The following is a 22,419-nucleotide window of genomic DNA, read 5'->3' as shown; positions in this document are numbered from 1 at the left end:
GGCGGCCGGGCCGCCCCCGGTCACCCCGAGGCCCGCGTCCCCGAGTGCAGGGGAGCCTGCGCGTACGCGCCGGAGAGCAGATGACCGGCGCCGGGTGCGACGGCCGGCAGGTCGAGGGCGCGCAGCATCTGGTGGGCGGTGCAGACGGCCGCGGAGACGACAGGCTTGCCGAGCAGCTGCTCGGCCTCCTCGATGGCGCTGAGCGAGGGCATCTGCACGCAGGCCGACAGGACGACCGCGTCGGCGTCGGCGTAGTCCAGGGCGCGGGCCAGGCCGGGAAGCCTGGCCGGGTCGTGGGCGGCCACGTCGAGGTTGTTCGGGATCTCCAGGGCGTGGTGGTCGAGGACCTCGATGCCCTCGTGGGTGAGGTAGTCGACGACGGTCTGCGTGAGCGGGCGCATGTACGGGGCCAGCAGGGCCACCTTCTTGGCGCCCATCGTGTGCAGCCCGTGGACCAGGGCGCCGGCGCTGGTGACCACGGGGGCGGGGGCCCCGTTCTCCACGGTGCGCGTGTGCAGACGGTCCTCGGAGGTGCGGTGGTAGCCGAGGCCCATGCTCATGATGGCGACCAGACAGGCATAGCCGAGCACGTCGACCCGTGCGTCGGAGAGCTCCACGGCGCAGCGGTCGGAATCGGCGTCCATGGCCCTGAGCTGCTCCGGCGTCACATGGGTCATGCGCATGCGGCTGGAGTGGAAGGTGAAGCGGTCGTCGGGCGCGATCTCCATGCGGGCGCGCAGGATCGCGGGCACCTCGGTTTCCATGGTGACGTTGGAACTCGGGACGATCTGGCCGATGCGGTAGGTACGGGGCGGCACGGGTGCTCCTCGGTTCTGTATCGGGGTGTTGGGGTGTCGGGGTGTTCGGGGCCGGGTTCAGCGGGCGTCGACGACGGGGTTGGCGAGGGTGCCGATGATCTCGACGGTGGCCTCGACGGTGTCGCCGGGCACGAGGAACTCGGGCGGGACCATGCCGGCCCCGACGCCGGAGGGCGAGCCGGTCGCGATGACGTCGCCGGGCTCCAGGGTCACGCCCGAGCTGATGTCGGCGATGAGCCGGGCGATCGGGAACAGCATGTGGCGGGTGTTGGACTTCTGCTTCGTGACCCCGTTCACCCGCAGTTCGAGGTCGAGGTCCATCGGGTCCGGGACCTCGTCGGCGGTGACCACGGCCGGGCCGAAGGGGGCGTAGGAGTCCTGCCCCTTGGAGAAGAACCACTGGCCCGAACGGCGCTGGTCGCGGGCGCTGATGTCGTTGACGACGCTGTAGCCGAAGATGTGGCCGTACGCCTCCTCCTCGGTCACCCGGAAGGCGGTCCGGCCGATGACCACGGCGAGCTCGCACTCCCAGTCGAGCTGCGTCGTGAGGTCGGCGTTGTGCAGGATCGGCGCCCCGGGGCCGGTGACGGCGGTGGCGGGCTTGCTGAACAGCACCGGACGCGGGGGCAGGTCCTTGTCGGTGTCCAGGCTCCGGCTGGACTCCTCCACGTGCTCCACGTAGTTCAGCCCGACCCCGATGATCTTGCCGGGTCGCAGCGGGGCGCGCAGGGTGACGTCCTCCAGGCGGTGGACGGCCCCGGCGGGCCGGTCCGCGGGGTCGCCGGCCAGCAGGCGGGCGGCCGTCTCCCGGGCGGGGGCGCCGGCCCGGACGAAGGAGAGCAGGTCGGCGGGCAGGTCCACGCCCGCGTGCCGGGCGAGGGCCACGAGGTCGTACACCAGGCCGTCGGCCTGGGCGCCCAGACGGTCGGCGGTGGCGGTCATCGGCGCGGTCGTGTAGGTCACCAGTCGCATCGGTGGCTCCTAGGGGGAGAGGGAAGGCGGAAGGGGAAGGAGGCAGTGGCAGCGCGGGGGTGCGCCGCCGCACCGGGACCGGTGTCAGGGCCGGCGGTCCGGTGCGGCGACGCGGCTCAGGAGGCGGGCTGGTGCCCGCCGTTGTCCGGGTACGCCTCTTCGCGGTGGAAGCCGAGGGACCGCATGACGGGGAAGTCGTTGAAGGAGAACAGGCAGGCGTCCTCGGACGGGTCGAGGTTGTGGTGCTCGTGCCAGGCCCAGGACGGGACGCAGAACACGTCGCCCTGCTTCCACTCGAAGCGCTGCCCGGCGATCACCGACACGCCGTGTCCCTTCGCCGCCGTGTAGATCACCGACCCGGTGTGGCGGTGGGCCAGGGTGGCCTGGCCCGGGCGCAGCAGCTGCATGTGGGCGCTCATGGTGGGCATCACCGAACCGCCGGTCACCGGGTTCGTGTACTCCGCGATGACCCCGTCGTACGGGGATCCACCGGTGGCCGCGGCCAGGCCGCGCAGGGCCTCGTAGGTCTGCTCCCAGGGGTAGGCGAGCAGCGGGGAGTAGGGGCGGGTCCACTTCTCGGAGCCGTACGGGAGCAGGTTCGCGGCGTAGGTCAGGACCGAGGAGTTCACCACCTTCCCGGGCTGCTGGTACAGCTCCGGGTGGACCTCGTAGAACCCGGCGTCCAAGGCGTTGACCAGCGGGATGTCGAGGCCGTCCTGCCAGATCACCGGGGCGTCGGTGGCGTCGTTGCCGTGCTCGTGCCAGGTGCCGTTCGGGGTGATGGCGAAGTCGCGCGGGCCGACCTTCAGCTTCTGGCCGTCCACGATCGTCCACGCCCCGGTGCCCTCGTGCACGAAGCGCAGCGCCGCCGCCTGATGGCGGTGGGCGGTCATCGCCTCGCCGGGCCCCATGATCTGCAGCCCGGTGTAGAGGAGTCCGGCGGCGGCGCTGACGTCCCTGCGGCCGGGGTTGACCAGCATCACCACGCGGCGGCCCGCATCGTCGGCCCGGACCAGGCCGAGGGCCTTGTGGACCAGCGGCCGCAGCTCCTCGTAACGCCACAGCACGGGAACGGACTTGGGCTGCGGGTACCAGGGCTCGATGTCGTTGGCCACCGTCCACAGCGCGCCGGCCTCCAGGGCTTCGAGCTCGCCGTAGTAGGCGGTGAGTTCGGGGGTGTCGGACACCCGGGCGCGGCCGAGCGCGGTGTCGTCCTGGTCGGTGGTCATGCGTCCTCCTCGGGGGCGATGGTGGTCGGCTGGGCGGAGTGCGGACCGGGCTGCGGGACGGTGAAACTGACCGGCAGGCGCGGCCGGTTGTCCACTTCGAGGCGGAAGACGTCGAAGCGGTTGTAGTGCCCGGTGATGTCGTGCATCTGCTTCGGCTGGATGCACCGGTTCAGGTCGATCTCGGCGTAGACGATGCCCTCGACGTCGACGAGCGGCTCCGTGACCGGGCGGCCGTCGGGGCCGAAGATGCCCGACAGGGCGCTGCGCGGCCGGGCGAACAGGGCCCGCACCTCCTCGTCCTCACCGGCGACCGCGTCGACGATCTCGGGGGAGACGGTCGAGCAGGCGACGACCGAGAAGACCTTGCCCTCGAAGCTGTGGGCCGCGGTACGGACGGCGATGGCCTCGGCCATGTCGTAGTCGGTGGGCGCCACGGGCAGGGCGATGTAGCAGGCCGCGTGCACCAGTTCGCCCTGGGCCAGGAGCGTGAAACGGGCCAGGGTGTTGGTGTTCTCCCCGCACGCGAGGGCGCCGACCGGGCCGACGGGGGTCTGGTGGACGCGCAGGGAACTGCCGTCACCGCCGGTCCAGGTGAGCTTCTCGGCCCAAGTGGGCACCAGCTTGCGGTGAATGCCGAGCAGCTCGCCGTCGGGGCCGATGGTCAGCAGCGTGTTGTAGAGCACGCCCAGGCTGTGCGGGGCGCGTTCGTTGACGCCGATGACCAGGACGACCCCGTACTGGCGGGCCGCCGCGCGCAGGGTGTCCACGTGCGGGCCGGGGACGTCGATGGACGCGCGCTGCAGGCGCTCGAACCAGGGCGAACCCTGGACCGGGTTCATCGTCCAGTTCCAGTACGGGTAGCCGGGCACGAACGCCTCGGGGAACACGACGAGTTCGGCGCCCTTCCCGGCGGCCTCCGCGATCAGGGCGACGGCCTTGTCGACGGTGGCGGCGGGATCGAGGTAGACGGGAGCGGCCTGGACGGCGGCCGCGGTGAAGCGGGGCAGCGCGTTCGGGGAGCGGGTGTGACGGGTCTCGTGGGTATGCACGGGCTTCGGCCGTTCCGTTCAGAGGGCCGGCGCGGCGACGCGCGGCAGCCATCGCTGGTGCACCGGTGCGGCGGGCCGCCGCAGCAGTTCGAGGCGGGGCGGCACCCGGTCGGTGCGCGCCGCCGGGGGCCGGGCGCTGCCGGCCCGCCAGGACCGGGCCCACGGCGCGGCCGGTCCGCGGTACCCCTGGGCCACGGCCGCGTGCAGGGTCCACAGCGGGTCGTGGAGCTGGGCACGGCCCACCGCGCACAGGTCGGCGCGGCCCGCCAGGATCACCGAGTTCACGTCGTCGTAGGTGGAGATCGCACCGACGGCGATGGTCGCCACCCCGGTGGTGTTGCGGATCAGGTCGGCGTACGGCGTCTGGTAGCTGCGCCCGAAGGACGGCCGCTCGTGGGAGACGACCTCGCCGGTCGAGACGTCGATCGCGTCGGCGCCCGCCGCGGCCAGGGCGCGCGCGATGTGCACGGCGTCCGCCTCGTCGAGGCCGCCCTCGGCCCAGTCGGCGGCCGAGACGCGGACCAGGAGGGCCTTCCCGGCCGGCCACACCGCGCGCACCGCGCCCAGCACTTCGAGCGGGAAGCGCAGCCGGTTCGCCACCGGTCCGCCGTACTCGTCGGTGCGCCGGTTGGTCAGCGGAGAAAGGAACCCGGACATCAAATGGCCGTGCCCGTACTGGAGTTCCAGGACGTCGAAGCCAGCCCGGTCGGCGCGCTCGGCCGCGCGCACGAAGTCCCGTACGACCAGGTCCATATCGGCGCGGCTCGCCTCGCGGGGCACCTGTCCGCCCTCCTCCCAGGGCAGTGCGGAGGCGGCCAGCGGCGCGTCCCCGGCGGCCCGGCGGCCGGCGTGGGTCAGCTGGATGCCGAGACAGGTGTCGGACTGGCCGTGGGCGAAGGCGGTGATCCGGCGCCAGGCGGCCTCCTGCTCGTCGGTCCACAGACCGGGGCAGCCCGCGTCGGTGCGGCCGCCGGAGCTGACCGCCGTCATGCCGGCGATGACCAGGGCCGCGCCGCCGAGGGACTGGGTGCCCAGGTGGACGAGGTCGAAGTCGCCCGGGACTCCGTCGACGGCGGTGGACAGGGCCATGGGCGGTACGACGATCCGGTTGCGCAGGCGCAGTCCGCCGAGCCGGAAGGGCCGGAACATGGGCGGGACCGGCGCCGAAGTGTTGACGGCGGTGGTGAACTCCTCGTCACGCACCCGCAGGTTGTCGTAGGTGACCCGGCGGCTGCGGGTCAGCAGGTTGAAGGCGAACTGGTGCGGGTCCTGGCCGGTGTACCGGTCGATGTTCTCGAACCACTCCAGGCTGGCCTGCGCCGCCCGCTGCGTGGACTCCACGACGGGCCTGCGCTCGTCCTCGTAGGCGGCCAGCGCGCTGTCCACGTCGGGGTGCTCGTGCAGGCAGGCGGCCAGCGCGAGGGCGTCCTCCATGGCGAGCTTGGTGCCGGAGCCGATGGAGAAGTGGGCCGTGTGCGCGGCGTCCCCGAGCAGCACGGTGTTGCCGTGCCGCCAGGAGCTGTTGCGCACCGTGGTGAAGCGCAGCCACTTGGAGTTGTTGGGAATGAGCCGGTGGCCGTCCAGGTGCGCTGCGAGGATCTCCTCGCAGCGGCGGATCCCCTCCTCGTCACTGGCGCCGGGCACGAGGCCCGGGCCGGCGGACCCGGCGAATCCGCCGCGCCGCCAGGTGTCCTCGTCCATCTCCACGATGAAGGTGGAACGGGTGTCGTCGTACGGGTACGCGTGCACCTGGAGCGTGCCGAAGTCCCGTTCCTCCACGATGAAGGTGAAGGCCTCGAAGACCTTGTCCGTGCCGAGCCACATGTAGCGGCCCGCGCGCTCGTCGAGATCCGTGCCGAAGGTGTCGCCGTGGGCGGCCCGGGTGGCCGAGCGCACGCCGTCACAGGCGACCACCAGGTCGTATTCGGCGGCCAGTTGATCCGGCGGAGGAGACTGCGTGCGGTAGCGGACGTCCACCTCCAAGGCGGCGCAGCGCTCCTGGAGGATCTCCAGCAGCCGGCGCCGGCCCAGAGCGGCGAAACCGTGCCCGCCGGAGGTCAGGGTCCGGCCGCGGTGGCGGACGTCGATGTCGCTCCAGCGGGCGAACTCCGCCGACATCGCGGCGTGCACGAAGGGATCGGCCTGCGCGATGCCGTCGAGGGTCTCGTCGGAGAAGACCACCCCGAAGCCGAAGGTGTCGTCGGGAGCGTTGCGCTCCCAGACGGTCACCTCCCAGTGTGGGGAGATCTGCTTGGCCAGGGCGGCGAAGTACAGGCCGCCCGGCCCGCCTCCGATGACTGCTATGCGCACGGGGCGCCTCCTCGGTTGTTCTCGATCAGTTCGGGGGCCTGCCGGCCCGCCTTCGTGAGGACCTCGCGGACCTCGGCGGGCCAGGGGGTGGTCCCGGTCGCGCGGGCGGCGGAATGGGCGATGACCATCCGGCCGGTGGCGGCCACCGCGCCGTCCGGGCCCGCGGTGTCGTCCCTGTCCGCGGTGCCGTCCGTATCCGCGGTGCCGTCCGGGCCCGGAGGGCCCGGCTCGCCGCGCACGGTGAAGGCGTAGTGGAGGGAGCTCGCGCCGACCTTGGTGACCCGCAGCTCGGTCCGTACGGCCTCGCCGAACCAGAGCCGGGCCCGGTAGTCGGCCTCGAAGTGGACCCGGGGCGTGCTGCCGAAGAGGTGCGACAGGCCCAGGCGGCGCAGCAGCACGGCCTCGGCCGCCTCGACCCAGCGGATCACGGTGGAGTGGTGGTAGTGGCCCGCGGCATCGGTGTCGGTCCACTCGACCCGGCGCTCGACGACCACGCTCGGCAGGTGCGGCACCTGCGCCTCGGGACACCCGGCGGCGCAGCCGCCGTCGTCCGGGGCCGGGACGGCGGGGGCGGTGGGGGTGGCTTCCGCCGGTTCCCCTCCCCGGCTGCGGAGTTCGCCGCGCCGGAGCTTGCCGGTCTCCGTGCGGGGGAGCTCGGTGACGAACTCCACCGCACGCGGGTACTTGAAGGGGGCGATGGCCGCCTTGACGTGCTCCTGGAGCGTGCGGACGGTGTCCGGGGCGGCCGGGACGCCCGCGCGCAGGACCACGTACGCCTTGACGAGCATCCCGCGCCGGTCGTCGGGGACCCCGACGACGCCGCAGTCCGCCACGTACGGGTGGTCGGCCAGTGCCTTCTCGACCTCGGGTCCCGCGATGTTGTAGCCCGAGGAGACGATCATGTCGTCGCTGCGGGCCACGTACCAGAAGTAGCCCTCGGCGTCGCGGATGTAGGTGTCGCCCGTGATGTTCCAGCCGTCCCGGACGTACGTGGTCTGGCGCGGGTCGTCCAGGTAGCGGCAGCCGGTGGGCCCGGTGACGGCGAGCAGGCCGGGCTGCCCGTCGGGGACGGGCACCCCGTTCGCGTCCACGACGGCTGCCCGGTAGCCCGGGACGGGCCGGCCCGTGGAGCCGGGGCGGATGTCCTCGTCGGCCGCGGAGATGAACACGTGCAGCATCTCGGTGGCGCCGATGCCGTCGATGATGCGCAGCCCGGTGGCGGCGTGGAACTCCTCCCACACGGCGGCGGGCAGGGGTTCGCCGGCCGATACGCAGCGGCGCAGCCCGGCCAGCCGGCCGGCGGCGCCCGCGGCCAGGATCGCGCGGTAGGCGGTCGGCGCCGTGAACAGGACGGTCACCCCGTGCGCGGCCACGAGGTCGGCCAACTGCCCCGGCGTCGCCGTCTCCACGAGCAGGGTGGAGGCCCCGACGCGCAGCGGGAAGACCACCAGCCCGCCGAGCCCGAAGGTGAACGCGAGCGGCGGGGTGCCGGTGAACACGTCGTCGGGCTCCGGCCGCAGGACGTGCCGGGAGAAGGTGTCGGCGTTCGCGAGCACGTCCCGGTGGAAGTGCAGGGTCGCCTTGGGGCGTCCGGTGGTGCCGGAGGTGAAGGCGATCAGGGCTACGTCGTCCGCGGCGGTGTCCACGGAGGTGAAGACCCCGGACTTGGTCGCGCAGCGGGCGGCGAGGTCGTCCTCGCCGGGGCCGCCGTACGGGACCAGCAGCGGGGCGGTGGCCTTGCCGGGGCCGGGGCCGGGGCCGGGGCCGGGGCCTGGTCCGGCGTCGGTGGCAGTGGCGGCGTCGGCCGCTGCCCGGAGTTCCCCGAGGTAGCGGTGGTCGCACAGGGCGACGGCGGGGAGGCTGATCTCGCACAAGGCGGAGAGCTCGGCGGCGCGCAGCAGCGGCACGGTGGTGACGGCCACCCCGCCCGCCTTGAGCACGCCGAACCAGGCGGCGACGAGCCAGGGGTTGTTCGGGCCGCGCAGCAGCACGCGGTTCCCGGGGAGCAGGCCCAGGTCCTCGGTGAGCACCTGCGCGACCTGGTTGGCCCGCCGCAGCAGCTCGCCGTACGTCCAGCGCTCGTCGGTGGTCAGCAGGCAGGGGCGGTCGGGTCCCCAGCGCTCGACGGCGTCGTCGAGGAGGCTGTGGGCGCAGTTGAGCCGGTCCGGGTAGTCCAACTCCGGCAGGTCGAAATGGAGTTCGGGCCAGAGGTCGAACGGCGGGAGCCGGTCGCGGCAGAAGGTATCGGCGTGCGCCGAAGGGGAGAGCTCCATGGGGCGGCACCTCAATCAGGGAGCAGCGGGGGAGATGGGGCAAGTATCTCGATAATTTGGCGGCCGTCAATTCCTCGCCATATTTCTGTGGGGTGATCGTCCGCCCGAGAGGTTCCCCGGGGTCCGTCGATCCGCGTCGATCCGCGTCGATCCGGGCGTCAGGCGACCGGTATGCGCACCCGTACGGACTTACCGAACTCATCGGCCTGGACGCTGAGTTGCCCGCCGACCTCGGTGGCCATCAGGTGCACGATCAGCAGGCCGCGGCCGTCCTCGGCGTCCGGGTCCACCTCGCCCCGGGGGTGCGGCAGCCGCGGCAGCGAGGGGGCTCCGTCGGCGACCTCCAGCTGGAGCCATCCCCCTCGCAGGGAGATCCCGACGCGCAGGCGGCCCGCGTCGGCGGCGTGCAGGACGACGTTCCCGACCAGCTCGCTGACGGCCAGCAGCAGGACGTCCGCGATCTCGGCGGAGACCTCCCAGCCGTCGAGCACCGAGCGCACGCGGGAGCGGAACAGGGGGGCGGTCGCCGCGGTGGGCTCGGCGGCCCAGTGGTCGAAGCCGCGGGCCCGGGGGGCGGTCGCGGAGGCCGGGGCGTCCGGGTCGACGGGGGTGGCCGGGTCGGTGGCCGACCGGGTGGCGGGGGGTGTGGAGGTGAGCATGGCGTGCTCCCGGAGGGGGAAGGCGACGACATTCGCACGGTGGCTCGTGTAACTGCCGGGGAACTTGGACTGCCCGTGCTCTTGTGGTCTGCGGAAACGCGTCGCTAGAGTCGTGATTACACGTGTAACACGCTAGGCCTCCTCCCCGGCCCGCGCAAGCATTTCGGACATACGTTACGAAGCCTTGTCCGTAGCGCTGAGTGCCCAGCACCCAGCACCCAGCACGCACACCCGGTGCTCATTGCTTGCGCGGCCGGGGCGGGACCCCGCACCTGCCCCCCCGGCCCCAGGGCCGAACAGATTGGAAGGGCCGCAATGACGCAATCGCTCCCTGCCGCGATCGATCCGGCGGACATGACCTGGCCGCCTCCGCCGTTCCGCACCCCCGAGTCCGCCGTCGTGGACGCGAACGGGGTCCGCCGCTTCGACGGGATCACCTACGCGACCTCCCCCGGCTACCGCCCGCGGCTGCTCGACGTCCAGGTACCCGCCGGCGAAGGCCCCTTCCCGGCGGTGGTGTGGATCCACGGCGGCGGCTGGCTGGACGGCGACCGGCGCTATCCGCCGCCGACCGTGCCCGTGGAGCTGCTGCACGGGTCGGTGCTGGGGGCGGGGCTGGCCCTCGTCTCGATCGATTACCGGCACAGCCTGGAGGCCCCGTTCCCGGCCCAGCTGCACGACGTGAAGGCCGCGATCCGCTACGTCCGGCAGTTCGCCACCGCACTGGGCATAGACCCGGACCGGATCGGGGTCTGGGGCGAGTCCGCCGGCGGCCACCTCGCGGCCCTCGCCGGGGTCGTCGGCGCGGACACCCCGGACGCCGTCGCACTGGAGGGCACGCAGGGAGTGGGCGCCGGCGACACCGCCGTACGGGCCGTCGTCGACTGGTACGGGGTCTCCGACCTGCTCACCCTCGCCGAGCACCCCATGCCGGCGTTCCCGCCGCTGCCCGGCGGAGCCGAGTTCCCCGACCCGTACGAAGCCCTCCTCGGCGCGTCCGTCGCCGAACGCCCGGAGCTGGCGCGGGCCGCGAGCCCCGTCACGTACGCCGTCGAGGGCTCGGACCCGCCGCCGTTCCTGCTGATCCACGGAACCCTGGACGGGCTGGTCCCCTACAGCCAGAGCGAGGAGCTCGCCGCGGCCCTCGCGAAGGCCGGGGGCGAGGTCGTCCTGACCCCCGTGGAGGGAGCCGACCACATCTTCCTCGGCTCTCCCGACATCGACCGCATCGTCATCGACAGCGTCGCCTTCCTCGCCCGCCACCTGACTGCCTGAGCCCCGGCAGGGCCAACGGCCCGGCCCCGCACCGCCCGCCCCGACCCGATGGCGCGCGGCGCGGCGCCGGGCCCCTCCCGGATGTGCGGATCGGGCTCGAGGCGTGCACCCCGCGGGCCGTCGGCGCGAAGCCTCCGCCTGACAACTCCTAACAGAATGGGCCGCCCTCCGATCAGTGCGCGATAGGGCAGGCGAGTGCAAAGGAAGATCACTACTCTGCACGAGTGCTCTCATACGACCAGTTGAATACACCCGAGCGCGAGCTCTGGGATCTGGTCCTCGAAGGACGCCGCGTGGACCTGCGCACGGGTGTGCCCGAGGATGACGATGTCTCCGAGGGCGGGCAGTGGGGCCCCGGTCGGACGGTCCGGGCCACCGTGATCGTGGCGCTCCTTCAGGGCGCGAACACCGCGCAGACGGGCGCCGTCGCCTGCCTGAGGCTCGCTGGGGCGCGGATATCCGGGCACCTCAACCTGGCCGGCGCGCAGGTCGCTCACGCTCTCTGGCTGGAGGACTGCTGGTTCGAGGAGGGCGTGGACCTTTCCGGAGCGTCGACCCGGTCGATTGCGATCGTGGGCAGCCGCGTGCCGGGCGTGGAAGCGGGCTTGATCCGCATCGAGGGACGTCTTGACCTGCGGCGCTCCCGTCTGAGAGGTGGCTCTGCCTCGCCCTGCCATCGCAGGGTCACCGCCCTGTCGCTCATCAACGCCCACGTGAGCGGCGCCGTGAACCTCAGCGGCGCTGAGATCACCGCGTCCGGGGAGTGGGCCGTGTCCGCCGGCGGACTGGTTGCGGAGGGTGGCGTCTACTGCGAGGACGGATTCGTCGCGCACGGTGAGGTCCGTCTCATGGGGGCACAACTGCCGGGCGGACTGCACATGCGGGGCGCTCTACTGGAACGTCCCGGCCGGCGCGGGGTGGCGCTCGCCCTGGACAACGCCGTGGCCGCGACGCTCGACTTCTCCGACGGGTTCGTCGCGAACGGGACCGTACGGCTGCGGGGTTCCCGGATCTCGGACAGTTTGACCTTTCAAGGAGCCGTCCTCAACGGGCCGCCCGACGGGCGCGGTCCGTCATTGGTCGCCCTGCTGATGCAGGCGGTCGATTTCGACTTCACCCTCGCCCGGCAACCGTCCGCCGCCGTGGACCTGCGGGGCGCGCAAGTCTCCTACCTCCACGACAGCGACCACAGCTGGCCGAAGGTGGTGGAGCTGGACGGCTTCGTCTACGGCTCCATCAAGGTGGATGAGGCAGGCGAGCGGCGGGAGGCCGTGGGACGGCGGGACTCCGTGGCCCGCCGCGTGGCGTGGATACGACGCAGCCCGGGCTACAACCCCCAGCCCTATGAGCAGTTGGCGAGCTGGTACCGGAAGGCCGGCCACGACGACGACGCCCGCCGCGTACTCCTGGCCAAACAGCGCCACCGGCGTCAAACCCTGCCCCTGGCCGCGCGCGCGTGGGGACACCTGCTCGACGCGACCGTCGGTTACGGCTACCGTCCCTGGCTGGCCGGCATCTGGCTCCTCGCGCTGACCTTGCTGGGCACGCTGTCCTTCGGCACGCGCTCCCCCAACCCGGTCAAGCAAGGCGAGGGCGCCCCCTTCCAGCCCCTTGTCTACACACTTGACCTTTTGATCCCCGTCGGTGGTCTGGGTCAGCGCACGGCCTGGTACTGGTCGAACGACATCCTCCAGGCGCTGGCCTACCTCCTGATCGCCTTCGGCTGGGTGCTGACGACCGCCGTCATCGCGGGTGTCACCCGCGCCCTGCAGAAGAACTAGCGGGCGACAGCTGAGTCAGGAGTTCTAAGAGGTCTCGCGCTGGATCAGGACCGCCTCTATCTCGGGCACGGGCGCCGTGGTGCCGGTCTCGATCAGCTCGTGCACGGCGTCGGCGACCATGGCCGGCGAGGCCAGCTCCAGGCGGATCGAGGTCAGCGGGGGGTCCTGGAGTGCGGAGATGACCAGGTCGTCGGAGCCCACGACCGCCACGTCCTGCGGTACGGGGATCCCCTCGGCCCGCAGCGCGTGGAGGAGCAGGGCGGCGTACTCGTCGTTGTACGCGAACACGGAGTCCAGCCCGAGGCTCCGCCAGCGCCGGGCCAGCGCGGTCGCGGACTCCCGGGTGTACGAGAGTTCCACGGGGGTCACCGTGGCCATGTGCCGGGCGGCGACCGATTCGGCGCCCGCGAGCCGCGGCGCGGCGAACAGGCCGAGGCCGCGTTCCTGGGGCATGACCACACCGATACGGGTCCGGCCGCGGGCGATCAGGTGCTCGGCGGCGGTGGCGCCGATCAGGGCGTGGTCGAAGCCGATGGTGTGCACGCCCGGTACGGGACGGGAGGCGAAGGCGAGCAGCCCCCGTACTCCGGCGCGCCGCAGCACCTCCGCGGCCTGTGCGGTGAGGCGGTCGCCGTCGAGGGCGATGACGGCAGCGGGACGCAGTTCGGCCCAGGCGCGGGCGGCGTCCAGGGGATCGGTGAACCGTCCCGCGTGCAGGACGGCGGTGTAGCCGTGCCGGTCCAGTTCGCTGTGCAGGTCGTCGACCCAGTCGCTGACGAGGCGGCCGACCGCGGAGATCGACGAGGGCATCAGGACGAGATTGCTGCGGCCGGCCCGCAGGGACCGTGCGGCGGCGTGGGGTACGTAGCCGAGCTGGCGGGCTGCGTCGAGGACGCGCGCGCGGGCGGCTTCGCCGACGCGGTGGCCCTGGGTGTCGTTGAGGACGAAGGAGACCGTGGCGCGGGACACCCCGGCGAGACGGGCCACGTCGGCGCTGGTCGGGGACGCCGGAACAGGAGTGTCTTTGGCCATGACGTCGATCGACGCTCCTTTTGATCGGCTCGATGCCTTCCTTTCGAAGGTTACACGAGTTAGATCAACGGAGCGCGGGCCCGCCCGGATGGGCGGGCCCGGGAGGTGGAGGTGTCACCGGGGCCGGTGGAGTGCCCCTTCGTGCAGGCGCAGGGAGTCCCCGGCGAGGTCGTCGAGCGCGGTCACCACGGAGTCGAAGCGCATCGTGGTGCGGGTGTCCTTCTCGTACGGGCTCCACGCCGGCATGCCCGGATGGTTCGGGTCGCCGGTGCGGACGAAGGCGATCCAGGCCTCGTGCATGGTGTGCGCGAGCCCGTCGCGGACGGCGGGGTCGAGTCCGGCCACCAGGGGTGCGTGCGCCCACTGGTCGAAGTTGGCGAAGGCGAAGGGCAGTTCGAGGCAGTGCGCCGCCCCGAGCCGGCCCTCGTGGGCGGCCGCGGGGAGGTCGAACTGGTAGGCCCACACCGGGTGGCCCGCCGCGGCCCGCGCTTCGGCCAGCCGGAGGGCCGGCACCCGGAAGAGCTCGTCGGTGATGAGGTCCATCAGGACGCCCGTCGGCCCGGCGCCCGGCCGGGCGTGCTCGTACGCCGCGTAGACCCCCGGAGCGGCCTCGGGGCCGAAGGTGTCCGCGATCCTGTCGGTCACCTGCTCCCGGGAGGCCGCGGCGTAGGCCTCGTTGAGGGCGAAGCCGAAGTTGGCCTCCTCCCGGGTCCAGCCGATCATCACCTCGATGCCCGCGGCGGCGTCCTGCAGCAGGGCCTGCGCCGGGTGGCGGGGGAGCGTGACTCCGTCGACCACGGGCAGGAACGGCGTCGGCCAGTACCCCCAGCGCGTGGTCAGCGCGAAGAGCCCGCCCATGGCGCCGATCAGCTCGGGCCAGGGCACTGCGCGCAGCTCGGCCAGGCTTTTGACCCCGGCGAGCTCCAGGTACGCGGCGGTGCGCTCCCGGTAGGCGTCGGGTGCGGGGAGGTCCAGCCCGAAGGGCGGGCTCATCAGGATCACCCGCCGGATCAGGTCCTGGGCCTCGGGCAGCCCGGCGAGGGCTGCCGTGGACACCGCGCCGCCCGACTGGCCGGCGACGGTGATCGCGCCCGGGTCGCCGCCGAAGGCGGAGATGTTCTCCCGTACCCAGCGCAGGGCGGCGAGCTGGTCGGTCAGCCAGTGGTTGGCGCCGGAGCCGTCCGGCTCGGCTGCGGTGTCGGCTTCGGTGCCGGTGTCGGTGTCGGTGTCGGTGAGGAGGTAACCGAGGGGGCCGATCCGGTAGTTGATGCTGACGACGACCAGGTCCCCGTCGCGGGAGAAGGTCGCGCCGGAATAGTTCGGCAGCGATCCGGAGCCGGAGACGAAACCGCCCCCGTGGATCCAGACCAGCACGGGCCGCTGGGCGTCGTCGATCGCGGGCGTCCAGATGTCGAGGGTCAGGCAGTCCTCGTCGAAGGGCGGCGAACCGTGCCCGCCGAGGACGGGGTCGCCGCCCTCCATGTACATCTGCGGGGCGCTGGGCCCGTCGGTGGTCGCGTCCCGGATGCCGCTCCAGCCCGGATGCGGCTGGGCGGGCCGCCAGCGGGACTCGCCGAACGGGGGTGCGGCGTAGGGCACGGCCCGGAAAACGGCGAGCCCGTCCTCGACCGCGCCACGGAGCGGGCCCGCGGGCGGATGTGCCACGGGGTGATCGGGTCCTGGGGTGGGTGCCATGAGTCGATCCTTCCTGGGCCGCGCGCCGAACGCGCGCCGACCCGTCGAGAATATGGCGAGAATTCTACGACCGTCAATGTTTCGCGATATCGAGCTGATCGGCGGGCCGCCGCGGGTCTTCGAGGTCCGGCCTGTCGGGCCGCGCGAGAGCCGGGCGGCGCGTGCTCCCGGGGGTCGGGGGCCGGGGGCCCAGGACGGCCTGGCCAGGCCTGGGGCGGCCTGGCCTGACTCGACCCGAAACGGTCCGGCCTACCGGAAGGCGCGCCCGCGGTCGGCCTGAACGGCCCGGACTTGCTCGGCAGGCCTTGCGCTGTGGCAGGTCCGGGCCGCCCGGGCTGTCCGGACGGGCGTCTCGGCCACGTCGGCCGGACCGGCGCGGTGGCCCGTCACACCCAGAGGGTGTCGGAGGCCATGCGTTCCGCCTCCGTCTCCAGCAGTGGGGCGAACGCCCGCCACAGGAGCAGACAGGCCCCCACTGCGGCCAGGGCGCCGGCGAAGGTGTCGCTCAGCCACTGGGCGTGCTGCCAGGTGCGGCTCCACATCATGGCGCCGGTGTAGCCCGCGCCGAACAGCCACCACCAGCGCCGGCCGCCCGGCGGGAACAGCACCACCGCGGCCGCGATCACCAGGGCCACGGCGCTGAAGACCTGGCCGGAGGGGTACGAGCCGTCGTTGACCAGGACCCACGTGTGCGGGGGGCGCGGCCGGTCGGCCAGCTGCTTGAGCGGCAGCACCAGGAGCATGTTGGCCACGATTGCGGTGGCGAAGACGAAGAGCGCCGACCGCCAGCGCCCGTACATGCACAGGCAGCCCATCAGCAGGAGCGGTACGACCGTTCCGAGCGGTCCGCCCAGGCGGTCGAGGACGGTGGCGAACCCGCTGGCGGTGTCCGCGGGCGAGCCCTTCAGCGAAGCGGCCCAGGCGTCGTCGAGGCCCTGGAAGAAGGGCTGTTCGTCCACGCGCAGGAGCAGTCCCGTCAGCACGGACAGGAGGATCAGTACCACGCCCCAGGCGAGGGCATGGCGGGGCGGAGCCGCGGGGACGGGCCTCCGGGGCGGCCGGACGGCGAGCGGTGGCGGAGGCGGGGTGAGGGGGTGACCGAACAGGTCGGACATGAAGCAACCTTTCGCGGCCGCCTTCCCGGGCATCGGGGGCTCGGGGGAGGGCGACGGACGGGCGCGAAGCGCGGGGACGGGCGGAAGTGCGGGGACGGGTGGAAGGGGGCTTGCCGAAGTGGGCGTGCCGAAGCGGGCGTGCCCAGGCGGTACGCCTACGCGGGCGTGCCCGGACCGGTGCGCCGAAGGCGGCGCGCGGATGCGCAAGGCGGAGCCGAGCGGAGGGGATGGGCGCGGAGGCGTGCGGGAGGAGCGGATCCGTTGGGCCGAGCGGCAGCGGAGCGGGAGGGATGGGTGGAGCCCTGCGAAAGCGCGTGCTGAGGGCGGCCTGAGGACCCGGACCGCAGACGCGTACGGACGGGGTGGGCTGAGCCGTGCGGAGGGGATGCGGGGAGTGCGTCGGCCGGACCGGCAGAGTTGGCAGGGTTGGCCGGATCGGCCGGATCGGCCGGATGAGCCGGGTCGGCCGCGCCGGCAGGATCGGCCAGTTCAACCGGATCGGCTAGCTCGGCCGTTTGGCCGGAGCGGCCGATCCCTCCGGGCCGGCAGGGTGGGCTGGAACGGTAGAGGTGGTCGGGTCAGCCGGAGCGGCCCGGAGCGGCCCGGAGCGGCCCGGAGCGGCCCGGAGCGGCGGGACCGGCCGGATGGGCAGGGTCGGCTGAGTCGGTCGGGCGGGCAGGTTCAGCCGGATCGGCTAGCTCGGCCGGAGCGCCCGATCCTTCCGGACCGGCAGGGTGGGCCGGAACGGTAGAGGCGGTCGGGTCAGTCGGAGTGGCCCGGGTCGGGGGGACGGGCCGGATGGGGAGGGTCGGCCGGGTGGGCAGGATCGGCCAGGTCAGCCGGTTTGGCGGAGCTGCCGATCCTTCCGGGCCGGCAGGGTGGGCTGGAGCAGTAGAGGTGGTCGGGTCAGCCGGACCAGTCCGGGTCGGGTGGACCGGCCGGGTGGGCAGGATCGGCCGGTTCAACCGGATCGGCTAACTCGGCCGGCTAGGCCGCAGCGGGCGATCCTTCCGGGCCGGCAGGGTGGGCTGGAACGGTGGAGGCGGTCGGGTCAGCCGGAGCAGCCCGGGGTCGGCTGCGTCGGCCGGATGGGCGGGATCGGCCTGGTCAGCCGGCGCGGCAGGGTCAGCCGGATTGGCCAGGTCGGCCGGTTTGGCGGAGCTGCCGATCCTTCCGGATCGGCAGGGTGGGTCGGAGCAGTGGAGGCGGCTGAGTCGGCCGGAGCGGCCCGGGTTGGCGGGATCGGCCGGCTTGGCCGGATGGGCCGGGGTAGCCGGATCGGCAGGGTGGCCCGATCAGTAGAGGCGGCCGGGTCGCCCGGGTCACCCGGCCAGGGCCGAGTCGGCTGAGTGGCTCAGGGTGCGCCGGGCGTGCCGGGGCGCGGTGCGCTCGGCGTAGCGGGTGAGGCCCGTAGGGGTGGGTGGGCTTCGCCGGGGTGGGGTGGTGGGTCGGCGCGGTGCGGAGTATTGCGGAAGCGTGTCGGTCGCCACAAGTGCAAGAGGGTTCTCGGCCGGGCCGGGCTCCTCCGTAGGCCGCATTCAGGTGGTTACACGTGATCCACCTGGACTTCGTCCACGGGTCACGATCTGCACGGAGGTCTGCTCCAACCCTTGGCGAGACCGGGGAGTGAGTGCTACACAGTGTCCAAGCACCTGAAGTGACACGTGTAACAACATCAGGTGAACGACACAGCACGACACCGCTCAGCACAGCTCAACACCGCACACGCAACCCCACCGCACCGCACCGCAGGGCACCGCACGCACCGCGCCGAGCAACCGCACCGCGTCAGCCGCCTCGCGCTCGGCGCGGCACTTCCCGGCGACGCCCTCGTGCGCAACCGCACCCTCGGCGTCTCCGCCCTCCCCGCGCACCGCACCGGCGGTCCCCCCACGCCACCTCCCCGCTCCGTCCCCCGAGGAGTCGTCATGGCTACGAACGAGATCATCGACCCGCCCGCCCAGGCGGATCCCGAACCCTCCCGCGGACGCGGGCTCCTGCTCCTCCTGCTGGTCGCGAACTCCGCGATGATGGCCGTCTACATGGGCGTCGGCTCCGTCCTCCTGCCCACCCAGATCGCCGCGATCGCCGGCGACGACAAGGTGGCCGTGCTGGGTCTGATCGGCGGCATCAGCGCGATCTTCGCCACCGCGTTCAACCCGATCGCCGGCGCCCTCTCCGACCGCAGCGGCCGCCGCAACCCCTGGGTGCTGGGCGGTGCGATCGGTTCGCTCGTGGGCCTGGCCGTCCTCGGCAGCGTCAGTACGGCCCTGCTCGTCGGGATCGGCTGGTGCCTGGTCCAGGCGACCATGAACATCTACCAGGCCGCCGTCACCGCGATCGTGCCCGACCGGGTGCCCGCCGCCCGTCGCGGCACCGCGTCCGCGCTGGTGGGACTGGGCCTGCCCATCGGCGGCACGGTCGGCGTGCTGATCGCCTCCCAGACCTCGGAGCACCTGCGCACCGGCTACCTCGTCTTCGGCGGGGTCATCGCCGGAGCCGCGCTGCTGCTCACCACCTTCTGCCGGGACGTACCGCGCTCCGAGCCCGACCCGGACGCGCCCGCCGCCCCCAAGGGGGCCAAGATGAAGGCCTTCCTCTCGGCGCTCGCCAACCACGACTTCCGGTGGGCCTTCATCGGGCGCGCCCTGATGGTCCTCGGGTACTTCTCCGTGGTCGGCTACCAGCTCTACATCCTCGGCGACCACATCGCGCTCCCCGCAGGGCTGACCCCGCCCGCCGCGATGGCGATCCTCACCCCCGTGTCGATGGTCGCGATGGCCGTCTCCACGGTGGTCGGCGGCCTGCTGTCCGACCGCTGGAACCGCCGCAAGGTGTTCGTCGGCGTCTCGGCGGCCCTCGCCGGGCTGGTCATGGTGGTCCCCGTCGTCAGTCCCACGTGGACGGGCATGCTCGTGTTCAGCGCGCTCAACGGCCTGGCCTTCGGATGCTTCATGGCCGTCGACACCGCGCTCGTCACCCTGGTGCTGCCCCGCGCCGAGGACGCCGCCCGCGACATGGGCGTACTGAACATCGCGAACGCCGGGCCCCAGATCATCGCCCCGTTCGTCGCCTCCGCCGTGGTCACCACCTTGGGCGGCTACACCCCGCTGTTCCTGGTCGGCGGCGCGCTCTCGCTGATCGGCGCACTGGCGATCCTCCCCATCCGCAGCGTGCGCTGACCCCGCCGGGCCCTCTAGCCCCGTAGCCCCGAGGCCCCGAGACCCCCTCAAGGCCTCCGGCCCCGGGTGCCCCTCAACCCCGGGCCGCCCCTCCCGGGCGGCGGCCCGGCCCGCACTCCGGCGGGCTCGCGCCGAGGGTCGCGAGCCCGCCGGGCAGGACCCCTTCCCGGCCGCCCTCACCCAGTTCCCCGTTTCCACTTCCTCTCCGAAGGAGCGTTCCTTGCAACGCAAGCGAGTTCTGCCGTTGGCCGCCCTGCTGCTCTGCGCGCCGGCCCTCGCCGGTACGGTGCCCGCCGCCGTGGCCGCGCCGCAGGCCGGACCGGCGCCCACACCGGTGCCCGCGGGCCCGCTGCGGATCCTGCTCACCAACGACGACGGCTACAACGCGCCCGGCATCCGGCTGGCCTTCGCGCGGCTGACCGCCGCCGGGCACGACGTCACCATCGTCGCGCCGCTGACCAACCAGAGCGGCGCGGGCACGAAGACGTCCAACTCCCCGTCCCTCGCGGTCCGCCACCCCGAGCCGAAGGTGTGGGCGGTCGACGGAACCCCCGGCGACTCGGTGAACTTCGGGCTCTCCGAGGTGTTCGAAGGGCGGGCGCCCGATCTCGTCGTGTCGGGCACCAACTTCGGCCCGAACGTGGCCGCGCTCGCCAGCCACTCCGGCACGGTCGGCGGCGCCGTCGCCGCACTGGACGCGGGCGTACCCGCCATCGCCCTGAGCACCGGCGGCCTTTCGGCTCCCGACCCCGTGACCACGGTCAACGCGATGGGTCCGACGCTCGACTTCGCGGTCAAGCTGATCGACCGGCTGCGTTCGCGGGCCCGTTCCGGCGGCCCCCTGCTGCCCGAGGGCGTCGGCCTCAACGTCAACCACCCCGTCATGGGCGCCGACGGCAAGGGCACCCCGGCCGGGGTGGCCACCACCTTCCAGGACGCCCAGGCGCTCCTGAAGGCCGACTTCACGGATGCCGGCGACGGCACCTGGAAGGTCGGCGTGACGGTGGACCTGAAGACCCCGGCCCGGGGCAGCGACGTGGAAGCCGTCAGCGCCGGGAAGATCGCCGTCAGCCCGATGAACGCCGACTGGAACACCGGACCGGTGGACTTCGCCGTCACCGCCGCCCTGCTCACCGGGCTCCGTCCGTAGGTCTCCACACCAGCAGGCCTTCCGGAGGCGGGGCGGGCGTCCCGCGCCCCGTCCCGCCCCCGGACGGCCCCCGACCCAGGAGTACGGATGCAGCGGCTCTCCCGCCGGACCACCCGGCCATCCACGGCCACGGCCACGGCCACGGCAAGACCCTTCTTCGGTACGGTACTCGCCCTCACCACGCTGATCGCCACCGCGCTGATCACCACCGCTCTACCGGCGACCGCCTCTCCCGGCGGCCTCCCCGGTGGTCTCCCCGGCGGCCCGCCGGACGCGTCGCCCCGCCCGGTCGTCTCCGTCGCGCAGGGCGCGCTGCGCGGGCGTGCCCACGACGGTGCGCAGGAGTTCCTCGGCGTGCCCTACGCCGCCGCACCGGTCGGGGGGAACCGGCTGCGCGCCCCGCAGGCGCCCCGGCGCTGGAACGGGGTGCGCGAAGCCGTCGAACAGGCCCCGGCCTGCCTGCAGTTCTCGCCGTTCGGGCTGCGCGATCCCGCGGCCGTCAGCGAGGACTGCCTGTACCTGGACGTGTACCGGCCCGGCCGGACCCGCACGGGGGCCCGGCTGCCGGTGATCCTCTGGATGCACGGGGGCGCGTACAGCCAGGGCACCGGCACCCAGTTCGGCGGGCGCACGATGGCCGAGCTGACCGGCTCCGTCGTGATCAGCATCAACTACCGCCTCGGCCAGCTGGGTTACCTGGGCCTCCCCGAACTGGGACGGGAGAACGCACTGCGCTCCGGCTCCTTCGGCCTGATGGACCGGATCCAGGCGCTGCGCTGGACGAGGGAGAACATCGCGGCCTTCGGCGGCGACCCTGGCAACGTCACGGTCTCCGGCCAGTCCGCGGGCAGCGGTTCGGTGTGCGGACTGCTCGCCGCCCCGCCGGCGGCCGGGCTGTTCCACCGGGCCGTCCTGCAGAGCGGGCCGTGCACGCTGCTGCGTACGCCCGACGGCGCGCGGGCCGAGTCCGAGGCGCGGGCCTTCGCCGCGGCCGCGGGCTGTCCCGAGCCGGCCGGGGTCGTGGCGTGCCTGCGCGCCGCTACGGGGCAGGCCCTGGTGGAAGCGGCCCGTACGCACGCCACTTCGGGCCCCGCGTCGGGCGACGGACTGCTGCCGCGGGATCCGGCCGCCGCGATCTCGGCCGGGTCCTGGAACAAGGTCCCGGTCCTGATCGGGAGCACCCGCTCCGAGGCGCGCTTCTTCGTCGCGCTGACGCAGCCCGCCCTGACGGCCGAGCAGTACGCGCAGCAGGTCCTCGCGGGCTACGGCGCGGCCGGACCGGAGATCCTCGCCCGCTACCCGGTCGCCGCGCACGGATCCCCTTACCTGGCGCTGTCGGCGGTCATGACCGATGCGACGTTCGCCTGCGAAACGGCCCGGACGGCGCAGCTGTTCGCCCGCCAGGTCCCCACCTTCGCCTACGAGTTCGACGACCCCGACTCGCCGACACTGGCGGGCGCACAGGTCCCCGGCCTCGACGAGTCGAACGCGCACAGCGCCGAACTCGCCTACCTGCACGACTTCACGATGGGCGAGCGGCCCCTGACCTCCGTCCAAGTCGCCCTGGCGACCCGGATGAAGCGCTACTGGGGCGCCTTCGCCCGCCACGGTGTCCCCGCGGTCGCGGGGCAGGCCACCTGGCCGGCGACCGGACCGGCCGGCACGGTACTGAAGCTGGCGCCCGCGGGGGACCGGCTCGACCGGGCGTTCGCGGCCGACCACCAGTGCGGCTTCTGGCGCGACCAGCCCTCCCGGCCGCTCTGACGGGAGACGAGACCCGGTGGTCCGTACGGGGTGATCCGCACGCGCGTCAACGCGTGAGTCCGGAGCTCATCCTTTGGTGATCACCGAAAGGGCGGCGGCCCGGGGGGTGCCGCCA

Annotated in this window: 14 protein-coding genes and 2 pseudogenes; 5 read left to right on the top strand and 11 right to left on the bottom strand. The window is 73.2% G+C overall.

Features of this window, described 5'->3' with window-relative positions; all coding sequences use genetic code 11:
- Positions 1-20 precede the first annotated feature (20 nt).
- The 8 genes and pseudogenes from ACODT5_RS05755 to ACODT5_RS05720 form a co-directional block, all read right to left on the bottom strand.
- Positions 21-764: a maleate cis-trans isomerase family protein gene (locus ACODT5_RS05755; RefSeq protein ID WP_422519564.1), complete on the bottom strand. Its 744-nt coding sequence runs from the start codon at positions 762-764 to the stop codon at positions 21-23.
- Positions 765-875: 111 nt separating this feature from the next.
- Positions 876-1,790, bottom strand: a complete 915-nt coding sequence (locus ACODT5_RS05750; RefSeq protein ID WP_422518098.1) for a fumarylacetoacetate hydrolase family protein — start codon at positions 1,788-1,790, stop codon at positions 876-878.
- 116 nt (positions 1,791-1,906) lie between these two features.
- Positions 1,907-3,019, bottom strand: coding sequence for a cupin domain-containing protein (locus tag ACODT5_RS05745; protein ID WP_422518097.1), 1,113 nt, complete (start codon positions 3,017-3,019; stop codon positions 1,907-1,909).
- Positions 3,016-4,068 carry a carbon-nitrogen hydrolase family protein gene (locus ACODT5_RS05740; RefSeq protein ID WP_422518096.1) on the bottom strand — a complete coding sequence of 351 codons (1,053 nt, stop codon included), beginning with the start codon at positions 4,066-4,068 and terminating at the stop codon, positions 3,016-3,018. The genes ACODT5_RS05745 and ACODT5_RS05740 overlap by 4 nt, the downstream gene beginning before the upstream one ends.
- Before the next feature lie 18 nt (positions 4,069-4,086).
- Positions 4,087-6,378 carry an oxidoreductase gene (locus tag ACODT5_RS05735; protein ID WP_422518095.1) on the bottom strand — a complete coding sequence of 764 codons (2,292 nt, stop codon included), beginning with the start codon at positions 6,376-6,378 and terminating at the stop codon, positions 4,087-4,089.
- Positions 6,369-6,815: pseudogene (locus tag ACODT5_RS05730) on the bottom strand (acyl-CoA thioesterase); the annotation flags it as partial. The gene ACODT5_RS05735 and the pseudogene ACODT5_RS05730, both read right to left, overlap by 10 nt.
- A 165-nt stretch (positions 6,816-6,980) precedes the next feature.
- Positions 6,981-8,651 (bottom strand): annotated as a pseudogene (locus tag ACODT5_RS05725) (AMP-binding protein); the annotation flags it as partial.
- 158 nt (positions 8,652-8,809) lie between these two features.
- Complete coding sequence (locus tag ACODT5_RS05720; RefSeq protein WP_422518094.1) at positions 8,810-9,310, bottom strand: ATP-binding protein; 501 nt, start codon at positions 9,308-9,310, stop codon at positions 8,810-8,812.
- Between the two features lie 315 nt (positions 9,311-9,625).
- Between ACODT5_RS05720 and ACODT5_RS05715 the strand changes: the two genes are divergently transcribed.
- The gene (locus ACODT5_RS05715) at positions 9,626-10,585 is read left to right on the top strand and encodes an alpha/beta hydrolase fold domain-containing protein (protein WP_422518093.1); all 960 of its coding nucleotides are present in this window, start codon (positions 9,626-9,628) and stop codon (positions 10,583-10,585) included.
- A 224-nt stretch (positions 10,586-10,809) separates the two neighbouring features.
- The gene (locus ACODT5_RS05710; protein ID WP_422518092.1) at positions 10,810-12,366 is read left to right on the top strand and encodes an oxidoreductase; all 1,557 of its coding nucleotides are present in this window, start codon (positions 10,810-10,812) and stop codon (positions 12,364-12,366) included.
- A 24-nt stretch (positions 12,367-12,390) separates the two neighbouring features.
- Here the strand turns inward: ACODT5_RS05710 and ACODT5_RS05705 are convergent, their stop codons facing one another.
- From ACODT5_RS05705 to ACODT5_RS05695, 3 genes are all read right to left on the bottom strand, one after another.
- Complete coding sequence (locus ACODT5_RS05705) at positions 12,391-13,398, bottom strand: LacI family DNA-binding transcriptional regulator (RefSeq protein WP_422518091.1); 1,008 nt, start codon at positions 13,396-13,398, stop codon at positions 12,391-12,393.
- A 114-nt stretch (positions 13,399-13,512) separates the two neighbouring features.
- A complete protein-coding gene (locus ACODT5_RS05700; protein WP_422518090.1) occupies positions 13,513-15,093 on the bottom strand; it encodes a carboxylesterase/lipase family protein in 1,581 nt (526 codons plus the stop codon).
- A gap of 386 nt (positions 15,094-15,479) precedes the next feature.
- Positions 15,480-16,208 carry a phosphatase PAP2 family protein gene (locus tag ACODT5_RS05695; protein WP_422518089.1) on the bottom strand — a complete coding sequence of 243 codons (729 nt, stop codon included), beginning with the start codon at positions 16,206-16,208 and terminating at the stop codon, positions 15,480-15,482.
- A gap of 1,679 nt (positions 16,209-17,887) precedes the next feature.
- On the opposite strand from ACODT5_RS05695, the gene ACODT5_RS05690 reads away from it, so the two are divergent.
- The 3 genes from ACODT5_RS05690 to ACODT5_RS05680 all read left to right on the top strand — a co-directional run bounded on the left by ACODT5_RS05690 (position 17,888) and on the right by ACODT5_RS05680 (position 22,304).
- On the top strand, positions 17,888-19,390 hold the full coding sequence (locus ACODT5_RS05690; RefSeq protein ID WP_422518088.1) for an MFS transporter: 1,503 nt from the start codon (positions 17,888-17,890) through the stop codon (positions 19,388-19,390).
- A gap of 220 nt (positions 19,391-19,610) precedes the next feature.
- Positions 19,611-20,540 carry a 5'/3'-nucleotidase SurE gene (gene surE / locus ACODT5_RS05685; protein WP_422518087.1) on the top strand — a complete coding sequence of 310 codons (930 nt, stop codon included), beginning with the start codon at positions 19,611-19,613 and terminating at the stop codon, positions 20,538-20,540.
- Between the two features lie 87 nt (positions 20,541-20,627).
- Positions 20,628-22,304 carry a carboxylesterase/lipase family protein gene (locus ACODT5_RS05680; RefSeq protein ID WP_422518086.1) on the top strand — a complete coding sequence of 559 codons (1,677 nt, stop codon included), beginning with the start codon at positions 20,628-20,630 and terminating at the stop codon, positions 22,302-22,304.
- The last annotated feature ends 115 nt before the right edge of the window (positions 22,305-22,419 follow it).

Source organism: Streptomyces tatrensis (assembly GCF_049310065.1).
Taxonomy (GTDB): domain Bacteria; phylum Actinomycetota; class Actinomycetes; order Streptomycetales; family Streptomycetaceae; genus Streptomyces.
This window is presented reverse-complemented; position numbering and strand designations above follow the sequence as displayed.